General features: G+C 72.2%; 22 protein-coding genes. 5 read left to right on the forward strand and 17 right to left on the reverse strand.

The annotated features are described in order from the left end of the window. Together AOK00_RS18105 and AOK00_RS18110 are read left to right on the forward strand one after the other, a co-directional pair. A partial coding sequence (locus tag AOK00_RS18105) for an NAD(P)-dependent oxidoreductase (protein WP_301554214.1) occupies window positions 1-359 on the forward strand: 359 nt, incomplete at its 5' end. A gap of 170 nt (window positions 360-529) precedes the next feature. Further along, entirely contained in the window at window positions 530-1,228 is a 699-nt protein-coding gene (locus AOK00_RS18110) for an ester cyclase (RefSeq protein ID WP_055601339.1), read from the forward strand. Window positions 1,229-1,300: 72 nt separating this feature from the next. On the opposite strand, the gene groL is transcribed toward AOK00_RS18110, so the two are convergent. From groL to AOK00_RS18130, 4 genes are all read right to left on the reverse strand, one after another. Continuing rightward, window positions 1,301-2,929, reverse strand: a complete 1,629-nt coding sequence (groL, locus tag AOK00_RS18115; RefSeq protein ID WP_055601340.1) for a chaperonin GroEL — start codon at window positions 2,927-2,929, stop codon at window positions 1,301-1,303. Window positions 2,930-3,060: 131 nt separating this feature from the next. Next, window positions 3,061-3,369: a co-chaperone GroES gene (gene groES, locus AOK00_RS18120; protein ID WP_017239619.1), complete on the reverse strand. Its 309-nt coding sequence runs from the start codon at window positions 3,367-3,369 to the stop codon at window positions 3,061-3,063. 211 nt (window positions 3,370-3,580) lie between these two features. Continuing rightward, window positions 3,581-3,781 (reverse strand): hypothetical protein, encoded by a 201-nt coding sequence (locus AOK00_RS18125; RefSeq protein WP_055601341.1) that lies wholly within the window; start codon window positions 3,779-3,781, stop codon window positions 3,581-3,583. Continuing rightward, window positions 3,778-4,710, reverse strand: a complete 933-nt coding sequence (locus tag AOK00_RS18130; RefSeq protein ID WP_055601342.1) for a polysaccharide deacetylase family protein — start codon at window positions 4,708-4,710, stop codon at window positions 3,778-3,780. Before AOK00_RS18130 ends, AOK00_RS18125 begins: the two co-directional genes overlap by 4 nt. Window positions 4,711-4,839: 129 nt before the next feature. Here AOK00_RS18130 and AOK00_RS18135 point away from each other — a divergent pair, with 129 nt between their 5' ends. Further along, window positions 4,840-6,030, forward strand: coding sequence for a THUMP-like domain-containing protein (locus AOK00_RS18135; protein ID WP_079042059.1), 1,191 nt, complete (start codon window positions 4,840-4,842; stop codon window positions 6,028-6,030). Window positions 6,031-6,072: 42 nt separating this feature from the next. Here AOK00_RS18135 and AOK00_RS18140 read toward each other — a convergent pair whose 3' ends face one another. From AOK00_RS18140 to tsaB, 8 genes are all read right to left on the reverse strand, one after another. After that, window positions 6,073-6,708, reverse strand: a complete 636-nt coding sequence (locus AOK00_RS18140; RefSeq protein ID WP_055601344.1) for a hypothetical protein — start codon at window positions 6,706-6,708, stop codon at window positions 6,073-6,075. A gap of 21 nt (window positions 6,709-6,729) precedes the next feature. Continuing rightward, entirely contained in the window at window positions 6,730-7,935 is a 1,206-nt protein-coding gene (locus AOK00_RS18145; RefSeq protein ID WP_055601353.1) for an RNA polymerase sigma factor, read from the reverse strand. Between the two features lie 82 nt (window positions 7,936-8,017). Further along, window positions 8,018-8,383: a YciI family protein gene (locus AOK00_RS18150; protein ID WP_055601345.1), complete on the reverse strand. Its 366-nt coding sequence runs from the start codon at window positions 8,381-8,383 to the stop codon at window positions 8,018-8,020. Window positions 8,384-8,577: 194 nt separating this feature from the next. Continuing rightward, window positions 8,578-9,423, reverse strand: coding sequence for a polysaccharide deacetylase family protein (locus AOK00_RS18155; protein WP_079042060.1), 846 nt, complete (start codon window positions 9,421-9,423; stop codon window positions 8,578-8,580). Between the two features lie 65 nt (window positions 9,424-9,488). Next, window positions 9,489-9,749 (reverse strand): hypothetical protein, encoded by a 261-nt coding sequence (locus tag AOK00_RS18160; RefSeq protein ID WP_055601346.1) that lies wholly within the window; start codon window positions 9,747-9,749, stop codon window positions 9,489-9,491. Then, the gene (gene tsaD, locus AOK00_RS18165; protein ID WP_055601347.1) at window positions 9,746-10,861 is read right to left on the reverse strand and encodes a tRNA (adenosine(37)-N6)-threonylcarbamoyltransferase complex transferase subunit TsaD; all 1,116 of its coding nucleotides are present in this window, start codon (window positions 10,859-10,861) and stop codon (window positions 9,746-9,748) included. Before tsaD ends, AOK00_RS18160 begins: the two co-directional genes overlap by 4 nt. Further along, window positions 10,851-11,321, reverse strand: coding sequence for a ribosomal protein S18-alanine N-acetyltransferase (gene rimI / locus AOK00_RS18170; RefSeq protein ID WP_055601355.1), 471 nt, complete (start codon window positions 11,319-11,321; stop codon window positions 10,851-10,853). The genes tsaD and rimI overlap by 11 nt, the downstream gene beginning before the upstream one ends. A gap of 23 nt (window positions 11,322-11,344) precedes the next feature. Next, window positions 11,345-12,001 carry a tRNA (adenosine(37)-N6)-threonylcarbamoyltransferase complex dimerization subunit type 1 TsaB gene (gene tsaB / locus AOK00_RS18175; protein WP_055601348.1) on the reverse strand — a complete coding sequence of 219 codons (657 nt, stop codon included), beginning with the start codon at window positions 11,999-12,001 and terminating at the stop codon, window positions 11,345-11,347. A gap of 120 nt (window positions 12,002-12,121) precedes the next feature. Here tsaB and AOK00_RS18180 point away from each other — a divergent pair, with 120 nt between their 5' ends. After that, window positions 12,122-12,664, forward strand: a complete 543-nt coding sequence (locus AOK00_RS18180) for a L,D-transpeptidase (RefSeq protein ID WP_055601349.1) — start codon at window positions 12,122-12,124, stop codon at window positions 12,662-12,664. A 30-nt stretch (window positions 12,665-12,694) separates the two neighbouring features. Here the strand turns inward: AOK00_RS18180 and AOK00_RS18185 are convergent, their stop codons facing one another. The 5 genes from AOK00_RS18185 to AOK00_RS18205 form a co-directional block, all read right to left on the reverse strand. Continuing rightward, window positions 12,695-12,886 (reverse strand): hypothetical protein, encoded by a 192-nt coding sequence (locus AOK00_RS18185; protein WP_055601350.1) that lies wholly within the window; start codon window positions 12,884-12,886, stop codon window positions 12,695-12,697. Window positions 12,887-13,020: 134 nt separating this feature from the next. Next, complete coding sequence (gene tsaE / locus AOK00_RS18190; RefSeq protein ID WP_030318610.1) at window positions 13,021-13,521, reverse strand: tRNA (adenosine(37)-N6)-threonylcarbamoyltransferase complex ATPase subunit type 1 TsaE; 501 nt, start codon at window positions 13,519-13,521, stop codon at window positions 13,021-13,023. 10 nt (window positions 13,522-13,531) lie between these two features. Beyond that, window positions 13,532-14,722 carry an alpha/beta fold hydrolase gene (locus tag AOK00_RS18195; protein WP_055601351.1) on the reverse strand — a complete coding sequence of 397 codons (1,191 nt, stop codon included), beginning with the start codon at window positions 14,720-14,722 and terminating at the stop codon, window positions 13,532-13,534. 10 nt (window positions 14,723-14,732) lie between these two features. Then, a complete protein-coding gene (gene alr / locus AOK00_RS18200) occupies window positions 14,733-15,881 on the reverse strand; it encodes an alanine racemase (protein ID WP_055601352.1) in 1,149 nt (382 codons plus the stop codon). Between the two features lie 20 nt (window positions 15,882-15,901). Then, the gene (locus AOK00_RS18205; protein ID WP_367870043.1) at window positions 15,902-16,552 is read right to left on the reverse strand and encodes a L,D-transpeptidase family protein; all 651 of its coding nucleotides are present in this window, start codon (window positions 16,550-16,552) and stop codon (window positions 15,902-15,904) included. 18 nt (window positions 16,553-16,570) lie between these two features. On the opposite strand from AOK00_RS18205, the gene AOK00_RS41430 reads away from it, so the two are divergent. After that, window positions 16,571-16,717 (forward strand): hypothetical protein, encoded by a 147-nt coding sequence (locus tag AOK00_RS41430; protein WP_367870044.1) that lies wholly within the window; start codon window positions 16,571-16,573, stop codon window positions 16,715-16,717. The last annotated feature ends 198 nt before the right edge of the window (window positions 16,718-16,915 follow it).

A 16,915-nucleotide genomic window follows, 5' to 3' on the forward strand; every position in this document is an offset into this window, starting at 1 on the left:
CCCCCCAGCTCCCGTCCACGGTCCACATGATCGGCGCACCCCAACTGGCGGCGATGCGCGACGGAACGACCCTGATCAACACCTCCCGGGGCTCCCTGATCGACGAGCGGGCCCTCCTCCCCCACCTGACCTCGGGCCGGCTCCACGCGACCCTGGACGTCACGGACCCGGAACTCCCACCCCCCGACTCCCCCCTCTACACCCTCCCGAACGTCCTGCTCACCCCGCACGTGGCGGGCTCCCTGGGCAACGAACTCCACCGGATGGCGGACCAGGCCCTTGAGGAGGTGGGACGGTACGTCCGGGGCGAACCGTTCGCGGAGGAGGTCAGGGCGTCGGACCTCCAGCGCTCGGCGTAGGCGGTCGGCCACGGCGAGGACCAGGGGGACGGCGTCGGGCTCGCCGGCGCGGGACGGCCGGCGGCGCCCCGTACCAGGGCTCGTTGTCGACCGCGACCGACCGCTCTCCCCCTGCCCGCTCCATGCGCCCCACCTAGACTGGAGAGATCCCACCTGGGTCGGGAGGCGTCATGACGTTCACGCAGATCATCGACTTCAAGACCAGCCGGATCGACGACATGAGCCGGCTCATGGACCGGTGGATCGAGCAGACCAAGGGCAAGCGGACCGCCACGCACAGCATCCTCGGCAAGGACCGGGCCGATTCCTCGCATCTCGTGGAGATCGTGGAGTTCCCGTCCTACGACGTGGCCATGCGGAACTCGCAGCTTCCCGAGACCGACCGGATCTTCCGGGAGATGGTCGCGCTCTGCGACGAGATGCCGACGTTCACCGATCTGGACGTGGTCCGGGACGAGGCGATGTACAAGGCCAACGCCCGGCGGCTGATGGAGATGATCGCCACCGAGCAGGAGCTCGCGCTGCTCGACGAGGTGCTGGCCGAGGGGTACCACGACCACGATCCGACCAATGAGCAGGACGTCATCGGCATGGACGCGGTCCGGCGCGAGGTGGAGATGTGGCGGGGCGGCTTCGACTTCGCCTTCACCGTCGACGACCAGATCGCCGAGGGCGACCGGGTCTGCACCCGCTGGACCTGGAACGGCACCCACACCGGGGACTTCATGGGGCTCCAGCCGTCCGGCATCGGGGTGACGATGACCGGGACGGTCATCCACCGCTTCCGGGACGACGGGAAGATCGTCGAGGGGTGGTGGCAGTACGACCTCCTCGGGCTGATGGCACAGCTCGGCGCCGTGGAGGGGTAGCGGGGAGAGACACCGAGGCCCGGTGCCCCCGCGACGGGGGCACCGGGCCTCGGTGATCGGCTATGGCACGCGTCAGTGCGAGTGGCCGTGACCGTGGCCGTGGCCGTGGTCCGCCGGCTCCTCTTCCTTCTTCTCCACCACGAGGGTCTCGGTGGTGAGGAGGAGGGAGGCGATCGAGGCGGCGTTCTCCAGCGCGGAGCGCGTCACCTTCACCGGGTCGATGACGCCGGCCTTGACCAGGTCGCCGTACTCGCCGGTCGCGGCGTTGAAGCCCTGGCCCTTGTCGAGCTCCGCCACCTTCGAGGTGATGACGTAGCCCTCGAGGCCGGCGTTCTCGGCGATCCAGCGCAGCGGCTCGACGGCGGCGCGGCGGACGACCGCGACACCCGTGGCCTCGTCGCCGGTCTTGTCGAGGTTGCCCTCAAGGACCTTGACGGCGTGGACGAGCGCGGAGCCACCGCCGGAGACGATGCCCTCCTCGACCGCGGCGCGGGTCGCCGAGATGGCGTCCTCGAGGCGGTGCTTCTTCTCCTTCAGCTCCACCTCGGTGGCGGCGCCGACCTTGATCACGCACACGCCGCCGGCCAGCTTCGCGAGGCGCTCCTGGAGCTTCTCGCGGTCCCAGTCGGAGTCCGTGGACTCGATCTCGGCCTTGATCTGGTTGACGCGGCCCTGCACCTCGGACGAGTCGCCGCCACCGTCGACGATCGTGGTGTCGTCCTTGGTGATGGTGACGCGGCGGGCGGTGCCGAGCACGTCCAGGCCGGCCTGGTCGAGCTTGAGGCCGACCTCCTCGGCGATGACGGTCGCACCGGTGAGGGTGGCGATGTCGCCGAGCATGGCCTTGCGGCGGTCACCGAAGCCGGGGGCCTTGACGGCCACGGCGTTGAAGGTGCCACGGATCTTGTTCACGACCAGGGTCGACAGGGCCTCGCCCTCGACGTCCTCGGCGATGATCAGGAGCGGCTTGCCGGCGCCGGCCTGGATGACCTTCTCCAGGATGGGCAGCAGGTCCTGGATCGAGGAGATCTTGCCCTGGTTGATCAGGATGTACGGGTCGTCGAGGACGGCCTCCATACGCTCCTGGTCGGTCACCATGTACGGGGACAGGTAGCCCTTGTCGAAGGCCATGCCCTCGGTGAAGTCGAGCTCCAGACCGAAGGTGTTGGACTCCTCGACGGTGATGACACCGTCCTTGCCGACCTTGTCCATCGCCTCGGCGATGAGCTCGCCGACCTGCTGGTCCTGCGCGGAGAGCGCGGCGACGGCGGCGATGTCGGACTTGTCCTCGATCGGACGCGCGGTGGCGAGCAGCTCGTCGGAGACGGCCTTGACGGCGGCGTCGATGCCCTTCTTCAGGGCGGCCGGGGAGGCACCCGCGGCGACGTTGCGCAGACCCTCGCGGACCAGGGCCTGGGCGAGCACGGTGGCGGTGGTGGTGCCGTCACCCGCGATGTCGTTGGTCTTGGTCGCCACCTCCTTCACCAGCTGGGCGCCGAGGTTCTCGTACGGGTCCTCGATCTCGACCTCGCGGGCGATCGTGACACCGTCGTTGGTGATGGTGGGGGCGCCGAACTTCTTGTCGATGACGACGTTGCGGCCCTTGGGGCCGATCGTCACCTTCACCGTGTCGGCAAGCTTGTTGACGCCGCGCTCAAGGGCGCGACGGGCGTCCTCGTCGAACTTCAGGATCTTCGCCATGGGAGCGGTTCAGCCCTCTCGGAATCGGGGTGGAACGAACCGCGCCCCGGGGCGCCTGGAAGGGGCCTCGGGGCGCAGCTCTGAGCATCTGCTGGGTGCTCGGTACTTCGGTACTTCGGTACGTCGGTGAATTACTTCTCGACGATCGCGAGCACGTCGCGAGCCGAGAGGACGAGGTACTCCTCGCCGTTGTACTTCACCTCGGTGCCGCCGTACTTGCTGTACAGCACGATGTCGCCGGTCTTGACGTCGAGCGGCAGACGCTCGCCGTTCTCGAAGCGACCCGGGCCCACGGCCAGGACGACGCCCTCCTGGGGCTTCTCCTTGGCGGTGTCCGGGATGACCAGGCCAGAGGCGGTGGTCTGCTCGGCGTCGAGCGGCTGGACCACAATGCGGTCCTCGAGCGGCTTGATGGCAACCTTGGAGCTGGTGGTCGTCACGATCCGACCTCCCCCTTCGGAGATCTCGGGGTTAACTGTCTGAGGTGGCGACCAGGTGGATCCGTCGTCGCGGGTGCCGGACCTGCCCGTCGCTCTGTTGGCACTCTCCAGTGGTGAGTGCCAGAGCCGAGACTATGACCGCGATTAGCACTCGGTCAAGCGGAGTGCCAATTCCTCACTCGTGGCGGCACCCTCGTGGCGGGGAGGGGCGTCAGCGGATCCGAACTCCCGGCACCGGCAGGAGCTCCGCCGAGGCGCGGTCGGCCTGCGGCGCCGGCTTCGCGTCGCGGGGGCCGACGCGTTCCACGGCCTTCCTGCCGAGCCGCTCGATCGAGTCCACGGTCGAGGCGCAGCCGGTCAGCCCCAGCACGAGTGCGGCGGCCAGGAGCGGCAGCGCCCGCCGTCCGCTCATACGTAGTCCTCGAGCTTCGCGACGGCGTACCCCTTGGCCGTGATCACGTTCATCACCCGGCGGATCATGTCGGGCATGCTGCCCTTCCAGTCCTCCTTGCCCCGGAAGTGGGTGAGGACGATGTCGCCGGGGTGCAGGTCCCGGTCCCACTCGCGCCACTCCATGCGGTCGGGGAACGCCTCCGCCGCCCACAGCGGGACGGCCTTGACGCCGCAGGTCTTGGCGGCGCGCAGGGTGTCCTCGTTGTAGTTGCCGTACGGCGGGCGGAACAGCGCGGGCCGCGTGCCGAATCGTTTCTCGATGACGTCCTGCATGCCGCAGATCTCGCGCTTCTGCTGCTTGTACGAGAGTCCGGGCAGGTAGCGGTGGTTGAGGGTGTGGTTGTGCAGGGACACCCCCGCGTCCTGCGACTTCTGCATCCGGGCGAAGTAGCCGTAGTCGTCCTTGACGACGTAGTCGCTGAGGAAGGCGCTGTAGGGGATCCGCAGCTCCTTCATCATCCGCAGCAGCTCGGGGTCCTTCTCCGAGCCGTCGTCGATCGTCAGGAAGACGATCTTCTGCTTGGTCGGGACGGTGGTGAAGACGGGCGGCAGGCCTTCGCCGCGGGTCTCGAAGCCCTTGCGGGTGGTGATCTTCGGCTTGACGGCGGGCGGGGCCGGGGCTTCGAGCGGGGGCTTGGCCAGGCCCCACTTCCTGGCGGCGAGCACGCGGGCGGCGCGCTGCTCGCGGACCTTCTCGACGTACGCGGTGAGCGCGCCGGCGGCTCCCTGCTCCCGGGCCCGCGCCTGCTGCCCGGCGGCGGGGGCGGGGGCGGGCGCGCCGCGGTCCGGCTCGGCGCTTTCGGAGCAGCCGGTGGCGGCGGAGGCGAGGGCGGCGACGACGAGCACCGCCCCGAGCGCCCGGGAGGAACCGTGCACACCTTTTGCCATCATTTTTTCCTTTTGTCGTACGAGTCGTATGGCGCCGCATCCTGTCAGCGCGGAAGCCCCTTCCGGGGTACGACACCGCCGTACGTGCCCTCGGTCCCCCGGCCGGCCCACAGCATCACAGGGCCCACAATGGGACGGGTGACCGACCTCGCCTCCTTCGCCCCGCTGCTCACCCCCGAGGGGCAGACGCTCCTCACGGCCCTCCGCGACCACGACCCCGCCCAGGAGCTGGCGGTCGCCTCCCGGCTGCGCCGCGACCACCCCGCCGAGCTGGTCACGGCGGCCATCGGGCAGGCGCGGCTGCGACAGCGGGCGGTGGCGAAGTTCGGCGCGGAGGACGCGTACCGGATGTACTTCACGCCGAACGGCGTCGAGCAGTCGACGCGCGCCTCGGTCGGCACGTACCGGGCCGCCCGGATGAAGGCGCTCGGGATCCGGAGCGTCGCGGACCTCTGCTCCGGGATCGGCGGCGACGCGATCGCGCTGGCGCGCGCGGGGATCCGGGTGCTCGCCGTGGACCGCGACCCGCTGACGGCGGAGGTCGCCCGCGCCAACGCCGAGGCGCTCGGCCTCGCGGACCTCATCGAGGTGCGGTGCGCGGACGTCACCGAGATCGACACCGCCCCGTACGACGCGGTCTTCGTCGACCCGGCGCGGCGCGGCGGCCGGGGCAGGATCTTCGATCCCGAGGCGTACTCCCCGCCGCTCTCCTGGGCGGTCGAGGCGGCCCGCAGGGCGCCGCACGCGGCGCTCAAGGTGGCCCCCGGCATCCCGCACGAGGCGGTCCCGGCCGAGGCCGAGGCCGAGTGGATCTCGGACGGCGGGGACGTCAAGGAGGCCGTCCTCTGGTTCGGCACGGAGCCGGGCGCCCGCCGCGCCACCCTGCTCCCCTCGGGGGCCGGCGTGACCGGCCGCGGCCTCCCCGACCCGGCGGTCCGCCCGGTCGGCCGCTACCTCTACGAGCCGGACGGCGCGGTCATCCGCGCCCACCTCGTCGCCGAGGTGGCGGAGGAGCTGGCCGGCGGCCTGATCGACGAGACGATCGCGTACGTCACGGCGGACGAGCTGGTCCCGACGCCGTACGCCGCCGCGTACGAGATCACCGACGAACTCCCCTTCAACCTGAAGAAGTTGAAGGCCCTTCTGAGGGAACGCGAAGTCGGCACCCTGACGGTGAAGAAGCGCGGCTCGGCGGTCGAACCCGAGGAGATCCGCCGCAAGGTGAAGCCGAAGGGCCCGAACGCGGCGACGGTCCTGCTCACCCGCGTCGCGGGAGCCCCGACGATGCTGATCGGCCGCCCGGCGGGTGGCGGGCGCTGACCCACCCCTCAGGCCCGGGCCGGCGGGCCGCCGGTGCCCCTGTCAGGAGGCCGCTGACGGCCCGCGGCCCGTCAGCCGCACCGCGAAGCGGTAGTGCCCTATCGCCTTCACCAGGCCCGTCAGGCCGGTGACCCAGAAGATCATGGCGACGCCCATGCCGTAGGCGACCAGGCCGTACCCGTCGTCGCGGCCGACCCCCGCCGGGACCGCGAAGCCCATCCAGAGTCCGAAGCCGCACATCGCGAAGGACAGCAGCAGCCAGCAGGCGCTGAGGACGGGAGCGCGCAGCCGGGCGTCCGTCGGGCCGTGCCGGTCCAGGGCCGCCCACTGGGCGAGGCGCTCGCGGACCGTCCGGTCGAGCCGCAGACTGCGGACCGTCAGCCACACGGCCGGGACGAGGACCCCGATGCCGAGGACCGACGTGACGAGCCCGGTCATCATCATCAGCGGGTCGGGGACGGGCTGTCCGATCGAGGTGAGCAGGACGCCGATCAGCCCCCAGCCCAGTTGGAGCAGGAAGAACCAGAGCAGGAACGTCACGAGCCGCGCACCACCGAGCAGCCGCCGGCCGAGCTCGTCGAGGGCCCGCGCCCGGTCGGCGAGCCGCGCCTCCCGGTCGGGCCAGCTCCGGATCTCGACGGGCGGCGGCGGCGGGGGCAACGGGTTACGCGGGGACATGCCAAGCACCCTAAGGGCGCGTCACGGCACGTCCAACTCCCGCATCTTCCCCCGCAGCAGCGCCCGTTCGCTCTCGTTGCGCGTGAGGTCCGCCGCCCGCTCGAACTCCGCCCGCGCCTCCTCCGCCCGTCCGAGGCGGGCCAGCAGGTCGCCGCGGACGCTCGGCAGCAAGTGGTAGCGGGCCAGGCCCGGTTCGGCGGCGAGGGCATCGACGATCGGCAGGGCCGCCGCGGGGCCCTCGGCCATCGACACGGCGACCGCGCGGTTCAGCTCGACGACCGGCGAGGGGACGAGGGCGCCCAGCTTCCCGTACAGCGCGGCGATCGTCGCCCAGTCCGTCTCCTCGTACGAGGCGGCCCGCGCGTGGAGGGCGGCGATCGCGGCCTGGAGGGCGTACGGCCCGTACGAGCGCCCGTCCCCGGCACGTTCGAGCGCGGCGTATCCGCGCCGGATGAGCAGCCGGTTCCAGCGCCGCCGGTCCTGCGCGGCGAGCAGCACCGGCCGCCCGTCGGGCCCGGTCCTGGCAGCCGTCCGGGAGGCCTGGAGCTCCAACAGGGCGACGAGCCCCTGCGCTTCGCCCTCCTGCGGGACGAGCGCGGCGAGGACGCGGGCGAGCCGCAGCGCGTCCTCGCAGAGGCCCGGCCGCAGCAGGTCGTCGCCGGCGGTCGCCGCGTACCCCTCGTTGAAGATCAGGTAGACGACCTCCAGGACGGAGCCGAGCCGGGCCGCCCGGTCCTCCCCGTACGGCACCTCGAACTCCACGCCCGCCTTCGCGAGCGCCCGCTTGGCGCGGGTGATCCGGGCCGCGATGGTCGCCTCCGGCACGAGGAAGGCGCGGGCGATCTCGTCCGTCCGGAGCCCGCCGACGAGCCGCAGGGTGAGCGCTGCGCGGGCCTCGGCGGAGAGCACCGGATGGCAGGCGGTGAAGATCAGCCGCAGCACGTCGTCGTCGATGTCCCCGGGGCCCGAGGGCTCGGGATCGTACGACTCCTCGGTGAGCGTGCGGCCCACCTCCGCGAGCTTCCGCGCGTACGTCTCGCGCCGCCGCACCAGGTCGACGGCCCGGTGCTTGGCGGCGGCCGTCAGCCAGGCTCCCGGGCGCTCCGGGACGCCTGTCCGCGGCCACTGCTCAAGGGCGGCGACGAGCGCGTCCTGGGCGATCTCCTCGGCGATGCCGACGTCGCGGACGACCCGCGCCACCGTGGCGATGATCCGCGCGGACTCCATCCGGAAGACCGTCTCCAGCGTGTCCTCGACCGTCTGTGCCGTCACGTCTCACATGACAGCACAGGAACGGCTCCGGAACCGGTCAGCCTTCCGGCATCTCCTCGACCTCGCGGACCTCCAGCCCGACCTTCCAGTGCGGCGGGTGCACGGCGAGGAACCGCTTTCCCCACTCGACGGCCTCGGCCATGTCCTTGCACTGGAGCATCGCGTAGCCGCCGACGACCTCCTTGGTCTCGGTGAACGGTCCGTCGGTGAACGACAGCTTCCCGTCCGACCAGGTGATCCGGGTGGACTCGGAGGTCGGCCTGAGCCCGGCGGTGTCCACCATGGCACCGGCCTTGGTGATCTCCTCGAAGAGCGCGCCCATCCGCTCCTCGAAGCCGGGGTCGGCGCTCTCCATGTCGATGGTGTTCTCCTCGATGCGGACGAGGGACAGGAAGCGGGGCATGACGACTCCTCGGTGATGCGGTGGCGGGGCCGTTCCCCGCCGTCCACACATACGTCGAACGGGAGGGGCCCGCATCGACGACTCGCGGAGGATTCTTCTGGCGGGGCTTCCTGCGGGTGATCCTCCAGGAGGCCCGGGGGGCCTCACCCGGCAGCGGGACGCCTTCCGGTCCGGGGACCCTCACCGAAGGCGGCTCAGACGTAGTCCTCCAGGCGCGCCACCGTGAAGCCCTGCTCCTGTATGCGGCGGAGCATCGTCGCCGTCATCTCGGTCATCGTCCGGCCCTTGAGCTCGGAGGGACCGCGGAAGTGGGCCAGGATGATGTCGCCGGGGTGCAGCTTCCTGTCGCCGCGCTGGTACTGCATGTTCTTGATCTGCATGGACTCGCGCCACAGCACGATCGCGTCGACGCCGCAGCTGCCCGCCGCCGCGCGCGTGGCCTCGTTCCAGTTGCCGTAGGGCGGGCGGAAGAGCCGCGGGGTCGTGCCGTACCGCTGGGCGAGTTTCGTCTGCTGGCCGCATATCTCCCGGCGCTGGGCGTCCTGGGAGAGGGTGCGCAGGTCGGGGTGGGTGAGGGTGTGGTTGGCGAGCCCGTGGCCCTGGGCGACGAGCGGGGTGAAGTACCCGTAGTCGGCGCGGACGGCCGAGTCCGTGAGGAACATCGTGACCGGGATCCTGAGGTCCTTCATCATCCGCACGAACGCGGGGTCCTTCTCCGCCCCGTCGTCGATCGTGATGAAGACGATCTTCTCGGTGGTCGGGATGTCACTGATGACGGGGACCGGGTCGCCCGGCCCGCGCGTCACCGGCTTGACCGCCGGCGGGGCGGGCGGCGCCGGGAAGGGCTTGAGGCCCCAGCGGCGGTACGCGGCGGCCGCGGCCCCGGGATCCCCGGGCGCCTTGTGCCCGGCGGACGGGTCGGCCGTGGGTGCGTTCGTCTTCGCCGGGCCGGCGGCGGGACCGGGCTGCTCCGCCGCGCAGCCGGTCACCAGGAGGGTGGCGGCGGTCAGCGCCGCCCACAGCGCGATCGTCTTCTTCACGCGCTGTGGGATGCGCGATCCGATCGAAAGGTTGCTCTGCTCCCGGTCTGGTGTCGCCCGCTCGGCTATTCGACCGATTCGAAGCGCCAGCGGTGGACGGGACGGGTGATCAGCTCCGCGTCCGGCTCGGGCAGCTCGGGCAGCTCGGCGTCGAAGGTCTCCGCGTCCCACCAGGTGAGGACGAGGACCCGGTCCTGCGGGGCCCGGAAGACCTCGCGGCGGACCGGCTCGCGGGCGAGGACCCGCGCCCCCGCCCGCGCCCATTCCAGGAGCTCGGGGCCCCGGCCCTGCGCGGCCCGCGCCTCCCACATGAGGGTGAGCCTCATGAGTACAGGTTCTCCTTGCTGACCTCGTGCACGTGATCGTGGTCGTGGGAGTGGCCGTGCGCGTGCGCGCCCGGCACGTGCGGGTCCGTCACCGGCAGCGACGAGTCCGCCGACAGCTCCAGGTCGGACGCGGGCCGGTTGCGGGCCACCATCTCGGAGCCGAGGGCCGCGACCATCGCGCCGTTGTCCGTGCACAGTCCGGGCCGGGGCACCCGCAGTCGGATGCCGGCCCGCTCGCAGCGCTCCTGGGCGAGGGCCCGGAGCCGCGAGTTGGCGGCGACGCCGCCGCCGATCATCAGGTGGTCGACGCCCTCGTCCTTGCAGGCCCGGACGGCCTTGCGGGTGAGGACGTCCACGACCGCCTCCTGGAAGGACGCGGCGACGTCCCGGACCGGCACGTCCTCGCCGGCCGCCCGCTTGGCCTCGATCCAGCGGGCCACGGCGGTCTTGAGGCCGGAGAAGGAGAAGTCGTACGCGGGGTCCCGGGAGCCGCTCAGACCGCGCGGGAACGCGATGGCGGCCGGGTCGCCCTCCTTGGCGAGCCGGTCGATGACGGGTCCGCCGGGGAAGCCGAGGTCGAGCACGCGGGCGATCTTGTCGAAGGCCTCGCCCGCCGCGTCGTCGATGGTGGCGCCCATCGGCCGCACGTCGGAGGTGATGTCGGAGGAGAGCAGCAGTGAGGAGTGGCCGCCGGAGACGAGCAGCGCCATCGTCGGCTCGGGCAGCTTGCCGTGCTCCAGCTGGTCGACGCAGATGTGCGAGGCGAGGTGGTTGACGCCGTAGAGCGGCTTGCCGAGGGCGTACGCGTAGGCCTTGGCCGCCGAGACGCCGACGAGCAGCGCGCCCGCGAGGCCGGGGCCGGCCGTGACGGCGATGCCGTCGAGGTCCTTCGCGGAGATCCCGGCCGTCCTGAGGGCGCGCTCGATCGTCGGGACCATCGCCTCCAGGTGGGCGCGGGAGGCGATCTCGGGCACGACGCCGCCGAAGCGGGCGTGGGTGTCGACGCTGGACGCGACGGCGTCCGCGAGGAGCGTGGTCCCGTGGACGATGCCGACGCCGGTCTCGTCGCAGGAGGTCTCGATGCCGAGTACGAGCGGTTCGTCAGCAGCCATCAGAATCAGTCTCAGTTCCTTGAACGGTCAGTCGCATCACGAGCGCGTCCACGTTTCCGGGCTGGTAGTAGCCGCGCCGGAAACCGATGGGCTCGAAGCCGAAGCGCTCGTAGAGCTTCTGGGCCCGGGTGTTGTCCACGCGCACTTCGAGAAGCACCTCTTCGCACTCGAAGGCGGTGGCGTGGTGGAGCAGGTCGGTGAGGAGCCGGGCGCCGAGCCCCGTACCCCACTGGTCGCGGGCGACGGCGATCGTCTGCACGTCGCCGAGTCCGCCGGCCGCGGCAAGGCCGGCGTACCCGACGAGCCCGCCCTCGGGGGTCTCCGCCACGATGTAGCGGCGGGTGGCCCGCGGCCCGCGCGCGTGCGCGAGCTCCGACCAGAACATCCCCGCCGACCAGGCGTCCTCGGGGAACAGCTCGTCCTCGAGGGCCAGCACCGGTGCGATGTCCCACCAGCGCATCTCGCGCAGTTCCACGGCGCCGGTCACTTGGGGGTGACCACCTTGTAGTTCTTCGGCACCTGCGCGTCGGGCCGGCGCAGATACATCGGCAGCGGGTCGAGGAAGCCGCCGTCGCCGGCCGCGAGCCGCTCCGCCGCGAGCGCGGCGAGCGCGGCCGCCGACTGGTGCTCGGGGTCGCGGGCGTCGGGGAAGGCCTCGGGGTAGAGGCGGGCGCCCGCGCCGACGACGGGGAGTCCGGCGAGCCGCTCGGCGATCTCGGCGGGCCGGTCGACGGCGGCGTCGGTCACGCGCGTGCGGGAGTCGTCGTACCGCGCCCAGTAGACCTCCTTGCGGCGCGCGTCCGTGGCGACGGCGAACGGCTCGTCGATCCCGGAGGCGTACGCGAGGCCGTCGAGGGTGCACAGGCCGTGCACCGGGACGCCGAGCGCGGAGGAGAAGGCCGCGGCCGTGACGAGACCGACCCGGAGGCCGGTGTACGGCCCTGGGCCGACGCCGACGACGATCCCGGTGACCGCGTCGAGCTTCAGCCCGGCCTCCTTGAGGACCCGGTCGACGGCGGGCAGCAGCAGCTCCCCGTGGCGGCGGGCGTCGACCTGACCGGACGAGGCGACGACGGCCTCGCCGTCGTGGAGGGCGACGGTGACGGCGGGGGTGGCGGTATCCATGGCGAGCAACAGCACGCGAACAGCCTACGGCTCCCGGGCACGGTGCCCCGCCCCTCGCTCCCCCGGCTGCTACCGTCACCCTTCGATACGTTCGTACGAGAGGTGGGCACGGTGGCACGGAGCAGCTCGGGATTCGTGGCCGGGCTCACGGCGGCGGCCGTCGCCGCGGTCTGCTTCCTGGCGTACCAGGCCTCGGCGAACGCTCCCGCAGATCTGGCTGCCAAGCCCCGGACGCCCGGTACCTCCGTCCCGTCGATCTCGCCGAGCGGCGGGCCGAAGCAGCCGACGAAGGACCCCCTCGCCGTGCCGGCGGGCTCCGGCAGCGGTGAGCGCGTCGTGTACTCCCTCGCCGACCGCCGGGTGTGGCTGGTCGACGCGAAGGGCAAGGCCACCCGGTCGTTCACGGTGATGCCGAGCACGGTGCACCCGGCGCCGGGCGCGTACAGCGTGACCTCCCGCTCGGGCTCGGTCCGCGGCTCGGACGGCGTGCAGATCGAGCACGTGGTGCGGTTCGCGACGGCCCAGGACGTGGCGATCGGCTTCAGCGCGGCGGTCGACGGCTCGACGCCGAAGCCGGACCCGGCGAAGAAGACCGGCGGGATCCGCATGAAGCGGGCCGACGGGGACGCGCTGTGGACGTTCGCGGTGATCGGCGCGAAGGTCGTCGTCGTCGCGTAGGGCGGGCCTCTTCCCGACCCGCCCCCGGGTCTATGCGGCTCTGTCGCGCACGACCCGCACGATCCGCTCGACCTGCCCGGCCCTCGCCCCGTGCTCCTCGTCCGCCCGGCCGGGGCGCCCGCCCGGCGGGGTCGACACGGCGCGGGCGGCCGCGCAGGATGCCAGCAGCTCACTCATCGAGACGTGGTCCCGGACGGGTTCCGCGCGCTTCGGCGTGGCCATGCATGCCTCCCGTAGGTTAGGTTCACCTAACCAGCTTGTGCATCCATGTCACCACGGCACGTAGGAACGACGCAACACCTTCCCGACACGTTGTCGGAAACTACGTACGACCGTGGGTCCGCCCGTAGGGCCGGTCAGAGCACACCCAGGTCCTCGTCCGCCCAGCGCGGGCCGATCCCGCGCAGCACCACCGTGCGCCGGTCGTCGTCGGTGTCGCCGGTCACCCGGTGGATCAGCAGGTGCAGCCGGTCGTCCGTCAGCTCCTCGACCTTCCCGTCACCCCACTCGACGACCACGACCGACTCGGGCAGCGAGACGTCCAGATCGAGGTCCTCCATCTCGTCGAGTCCGCCGCCGAGGCGGTACGCGTCCACGTGCACCAGAGCGGGGCCGCCGACCAGGGACGGGTGGACACGGGCGATGACGAAGGTCGGGGAGGTGACGGCGCCACGCACGCCGAGGCCCTCGCCGAGGCCCCGCGTGAGGGTGGTCTTCCCGGCGCCGAGTTCACCGGTGAGCATGACGAGGTCGCCGGGGCGGAGGATCTTCGCGAGGCGGCGGCCGAGCTCCTGCATCTGCTGGGGGGAGTCGATGGCGAGGGTGGCGCCGGAGACGGGCGGGTGCGCTGCTTCCATACCCGCCAACTTAACTGTTGCCGGTCTCCGGCCTCACCGCGACGGTCGCCGTCGGCGTCTCCGGGACGGCTCCCGCCCGGACCAGCAGGTCGGCGAGGCGGTCGGTGACCGCCTCCGGGTGCTCCAGCATCACCAGATGGCCGCCGTCCGGCACGATGACGAGTTCCGCGTCCGGGAGGAGATCGGCGATGACCTCGGTGTGGGAGCTGGGGGTGACCAGGTCGTGGTCGCCGGCGAGCGCGAGCACCGGGAGGTCGCGGAGGACGGGCAGCGCGGCGGACTTGTCGTGCTCGGCGAAGGCCGGGTAGAAGGCGGCGACGACGTCGATGGGGGTGGACTCGATCATCCGCTCGGCGAAGCGGGCGACGGCGGGGTCCACGTCCCTGGAGGCGAACGAGTACTTCTTGATGAGCCCGGCGAACAGGTCCGCGGTCGCCCGCCGGCCCCGCTCGACCAGCTCGGCCTGGGAGCCTAGCGCGCGCAGCACACCGGGCAGGACCCACCGGACGGCGTTGACGCCGGCGATCGGAAGGCCGTACGAGACCTCCCCGAGCTTCCCGGCGGACGTACCGACGAAGGCGACGCCGACGACCCGGTCACGGACGAACTCCGGGTACCGGTCCGCGAGCGCCATGATGGTCATGCCGCCCATCGAGTGCCCGACGAGGACGAGCGGACCCTCGGGCGCGGCGACGTCGAGGACGGCCTTGAGGTCGCGGCCCAGCTGGTCGATGGTGACGGGCACACCGCCGGCGCCGGACTGGGCGATGCCCTGGCCCGAGCGGCCGTGGCTGCGCTGGTCCCAGTGGACGGTACGGACGAGTCCGCGCAGCGCGGCCCGCTGGAAGTGCCAGGAGTCCTGGTTGAGGCAGTAGCCGTGGCTGAAGACGACGGTGACGGGGGCGGGCTCCTTGCGCCCGAAGAGCCGCCGCCGACGGGCGGGCGGGGTGTCCGCCGCCACCTCGTCGACCTCGTAGTACAGGACGGTCGAGTCGTCGGCGAGGGCCCGGCCCGGGGTCCCGCGCAGCCCGCCGTACGGGCCGGTGGAGTCGAGGGCCAGCCGCGCCTTCTGCCGTACGGACCGGCCGACGGTGAGGCGCTCGACGGCCACCCCGGCGGCGGCCCCCGCCGCGAGGACGCCTATCGCGGCGCCGGCGAATCCGGCGCGGCGCCACGTACCGGTGCTGCTGGACTCGCCCATGGGCCCCCCTCTATCCGCCCAGGTAGACGCGCGGGACGCGCGCGCCGATCCGGGTGACGATCTCGTACGCGATGGTGTCGGCGGCCACCGCCCAGTCCTCGGCGGTCGGTTCGCCCCGGTCGCCGGGTCCGAACAGCACGGCCTCGGTGCCCGGCGCGGGGGCGTCCCCGCCCAGGTCGACGACGAACTGGTCCATGGCGACGCGTCCGGCGACGGTACGGACGGTGCTGTCGACGAGGACGGGGCCGCGGCCGGAGGCGTGCCGGGGGACGCCGTCGGCGTAGCCGAGCGGGATCAGGCCGAGGGTCGTCTCCGCGTCGGTGACGTAGTGGTGGCCGTAGCTGACGCCGTGGCCGGCCGGGACCCGCTTCACGAGGGCGACGCTCGCCTTGAGCGACATCACCGGCCGCAGCCCCAGCTCGGCGGAGGTGCCCAACTCCGGACTCGGCGACACGCCGTACACGGCGATACCCGGACGGACCAGGTCGAAATGGGCCTCGGGAAGGGTGAGAGTGGCCGGCGAGTTGGCGATGTGCCGGACCTCGGGCTCGACGCCGGCCTTCTCGGCGTGGTCGAGCATCGAGCGGAAGACGTCGAGCTGGGAGGCGATGGAGGGGTGGTGCGGCTCGTCGGCGCAGGCGAGGTGCGACCAGAGCCCGGTGACCTTGACGAGCCCGTCGGCCTCGGCCTTGAGGGCCGCTCCGACCAGCTCCGGCCAGTCGGCGGGCTGACAGCCGTTGCGCCCGAGCCCGGTGTCGGCCTTGAGCTGTACGCGCGCGGTGCCGCCCGTCCTCCTGGCCGCCTCGACGACCTCCTCCAGGGCCCACATGCCGCTCACGGACATGTCGAGACCGGCCTCGATGCCCTGGTCCCAGGGGTCGCCGGGGGTCCAGAGCCAGCACATGACCGGCACGTCCGTGATCCCGGCGGCTCGCAGCGCGAGCGCCTCGTGCGGGGTGGCCGTGCCGAGCCAGTCCGCGCCCGCGTCCAGGGCGGCGCGGGCACAGCGCACCGCGCCGTGTCCGTACGCGTCGGCCTTGACCACGGCCATGATCCGGACGTGGGGGGCGACGCGGGCGCGCAGCGTGCGGACGTTCGCACGCAGCGCACCGAGGTCGATCTCGGCGCGGGCTCTGCGGGGCGGCGGTGTCTCAGTCATCGCGCCCAGTCTCTCAGGTGTCAGCTCCCGGGCCGCTTTCCCCAGATGTAGACCCGGTCACCCTTGCGCAGCACGTCCCAGAGTTTCTGGGCGTGGCGGTAGCTGAGATTGACGCAGCCACGGCTGCCGGTGGGCGTGGCGAGCTGCCCGTAGACGGCGTGGAAGGCCTGACCGCCGCTGAAGAACTGGGAGTAGGGCATGGGGGTGTTGTAGATGGTCGACCAGTGGTCCTTGTGCCGCCAGTAGACGGAGTGCCATCCGGTCCGGGTGGCGTACCCCTTGCGCCCGCTCCTCATGTTGACGACGGGGAAGGTCACCTTCTTGTCCTTCCGCACCCACATGAGCTGCCGGTCGAGATCGACACAGGCGACGGCGTACTTCTTCACCGGACAGCGCCGCCCCGGGTCCAGGTTCTTCCGGGCGGCGAGCAGTTCGGCCCGCGCCCAGGTGACGGGCCCGGCGTAACCGTTGGCCGGCTTGATCTTCTCCCTGACCTGGAAGGCACGGATGGCCCGGCAGTCGGCGGCGGACTGCTTCCCGTCGGCCCTGAGCCCGAGCAGCCGCTCGACCCGCCGCTGATGGGTGCCGGTGGTGGCGGTGCAGGAGGCTCCCACCGCACTCCGGGGCATGTACTCGACCAACTCGTCGACGTCCTCCTCGGGCGTGGGCACGGGCACGTCACCCTCGGGATGCAGGGGTGGCAGCACCTGATCGGGCGTATCCATCGGATACTCGGCCCGTCCGCCCCCGACCACGCCGGGCACGAGCACGTCCCCGGGCTCGGGAGCATCGGCAACGGCCCCGCCCCCGGCCACGGGCACGAGCAGGACCCCTAGAAGAACGAACAACGACACGGCACGACTTCTCGATCTGATCACCCACCCACCCAATCCCCGCCGGACCGGCGGAGCGCGCCGGGAGAGGCGGCCGGCGGAGCGTGTTCAGCCGACCGGGGGCGGAGTGGGGGTACACCACGTCCCCCTACAGCCCCGCCGTCACATCCCGCCACGCACTCCCCAGGGCCCCCGCCACCT

It is taken from the genome of Streptomyces aureus (assembly GCF_001418135.1).
In the GTDB taxonomy this organism is placed as follows: domain Bacteria; phylum Actinomycetota; class Actinomycetes; order Streptomycetales; family Streptomycetaceae; genus Streptomyces; species Streptomyces aureus_A.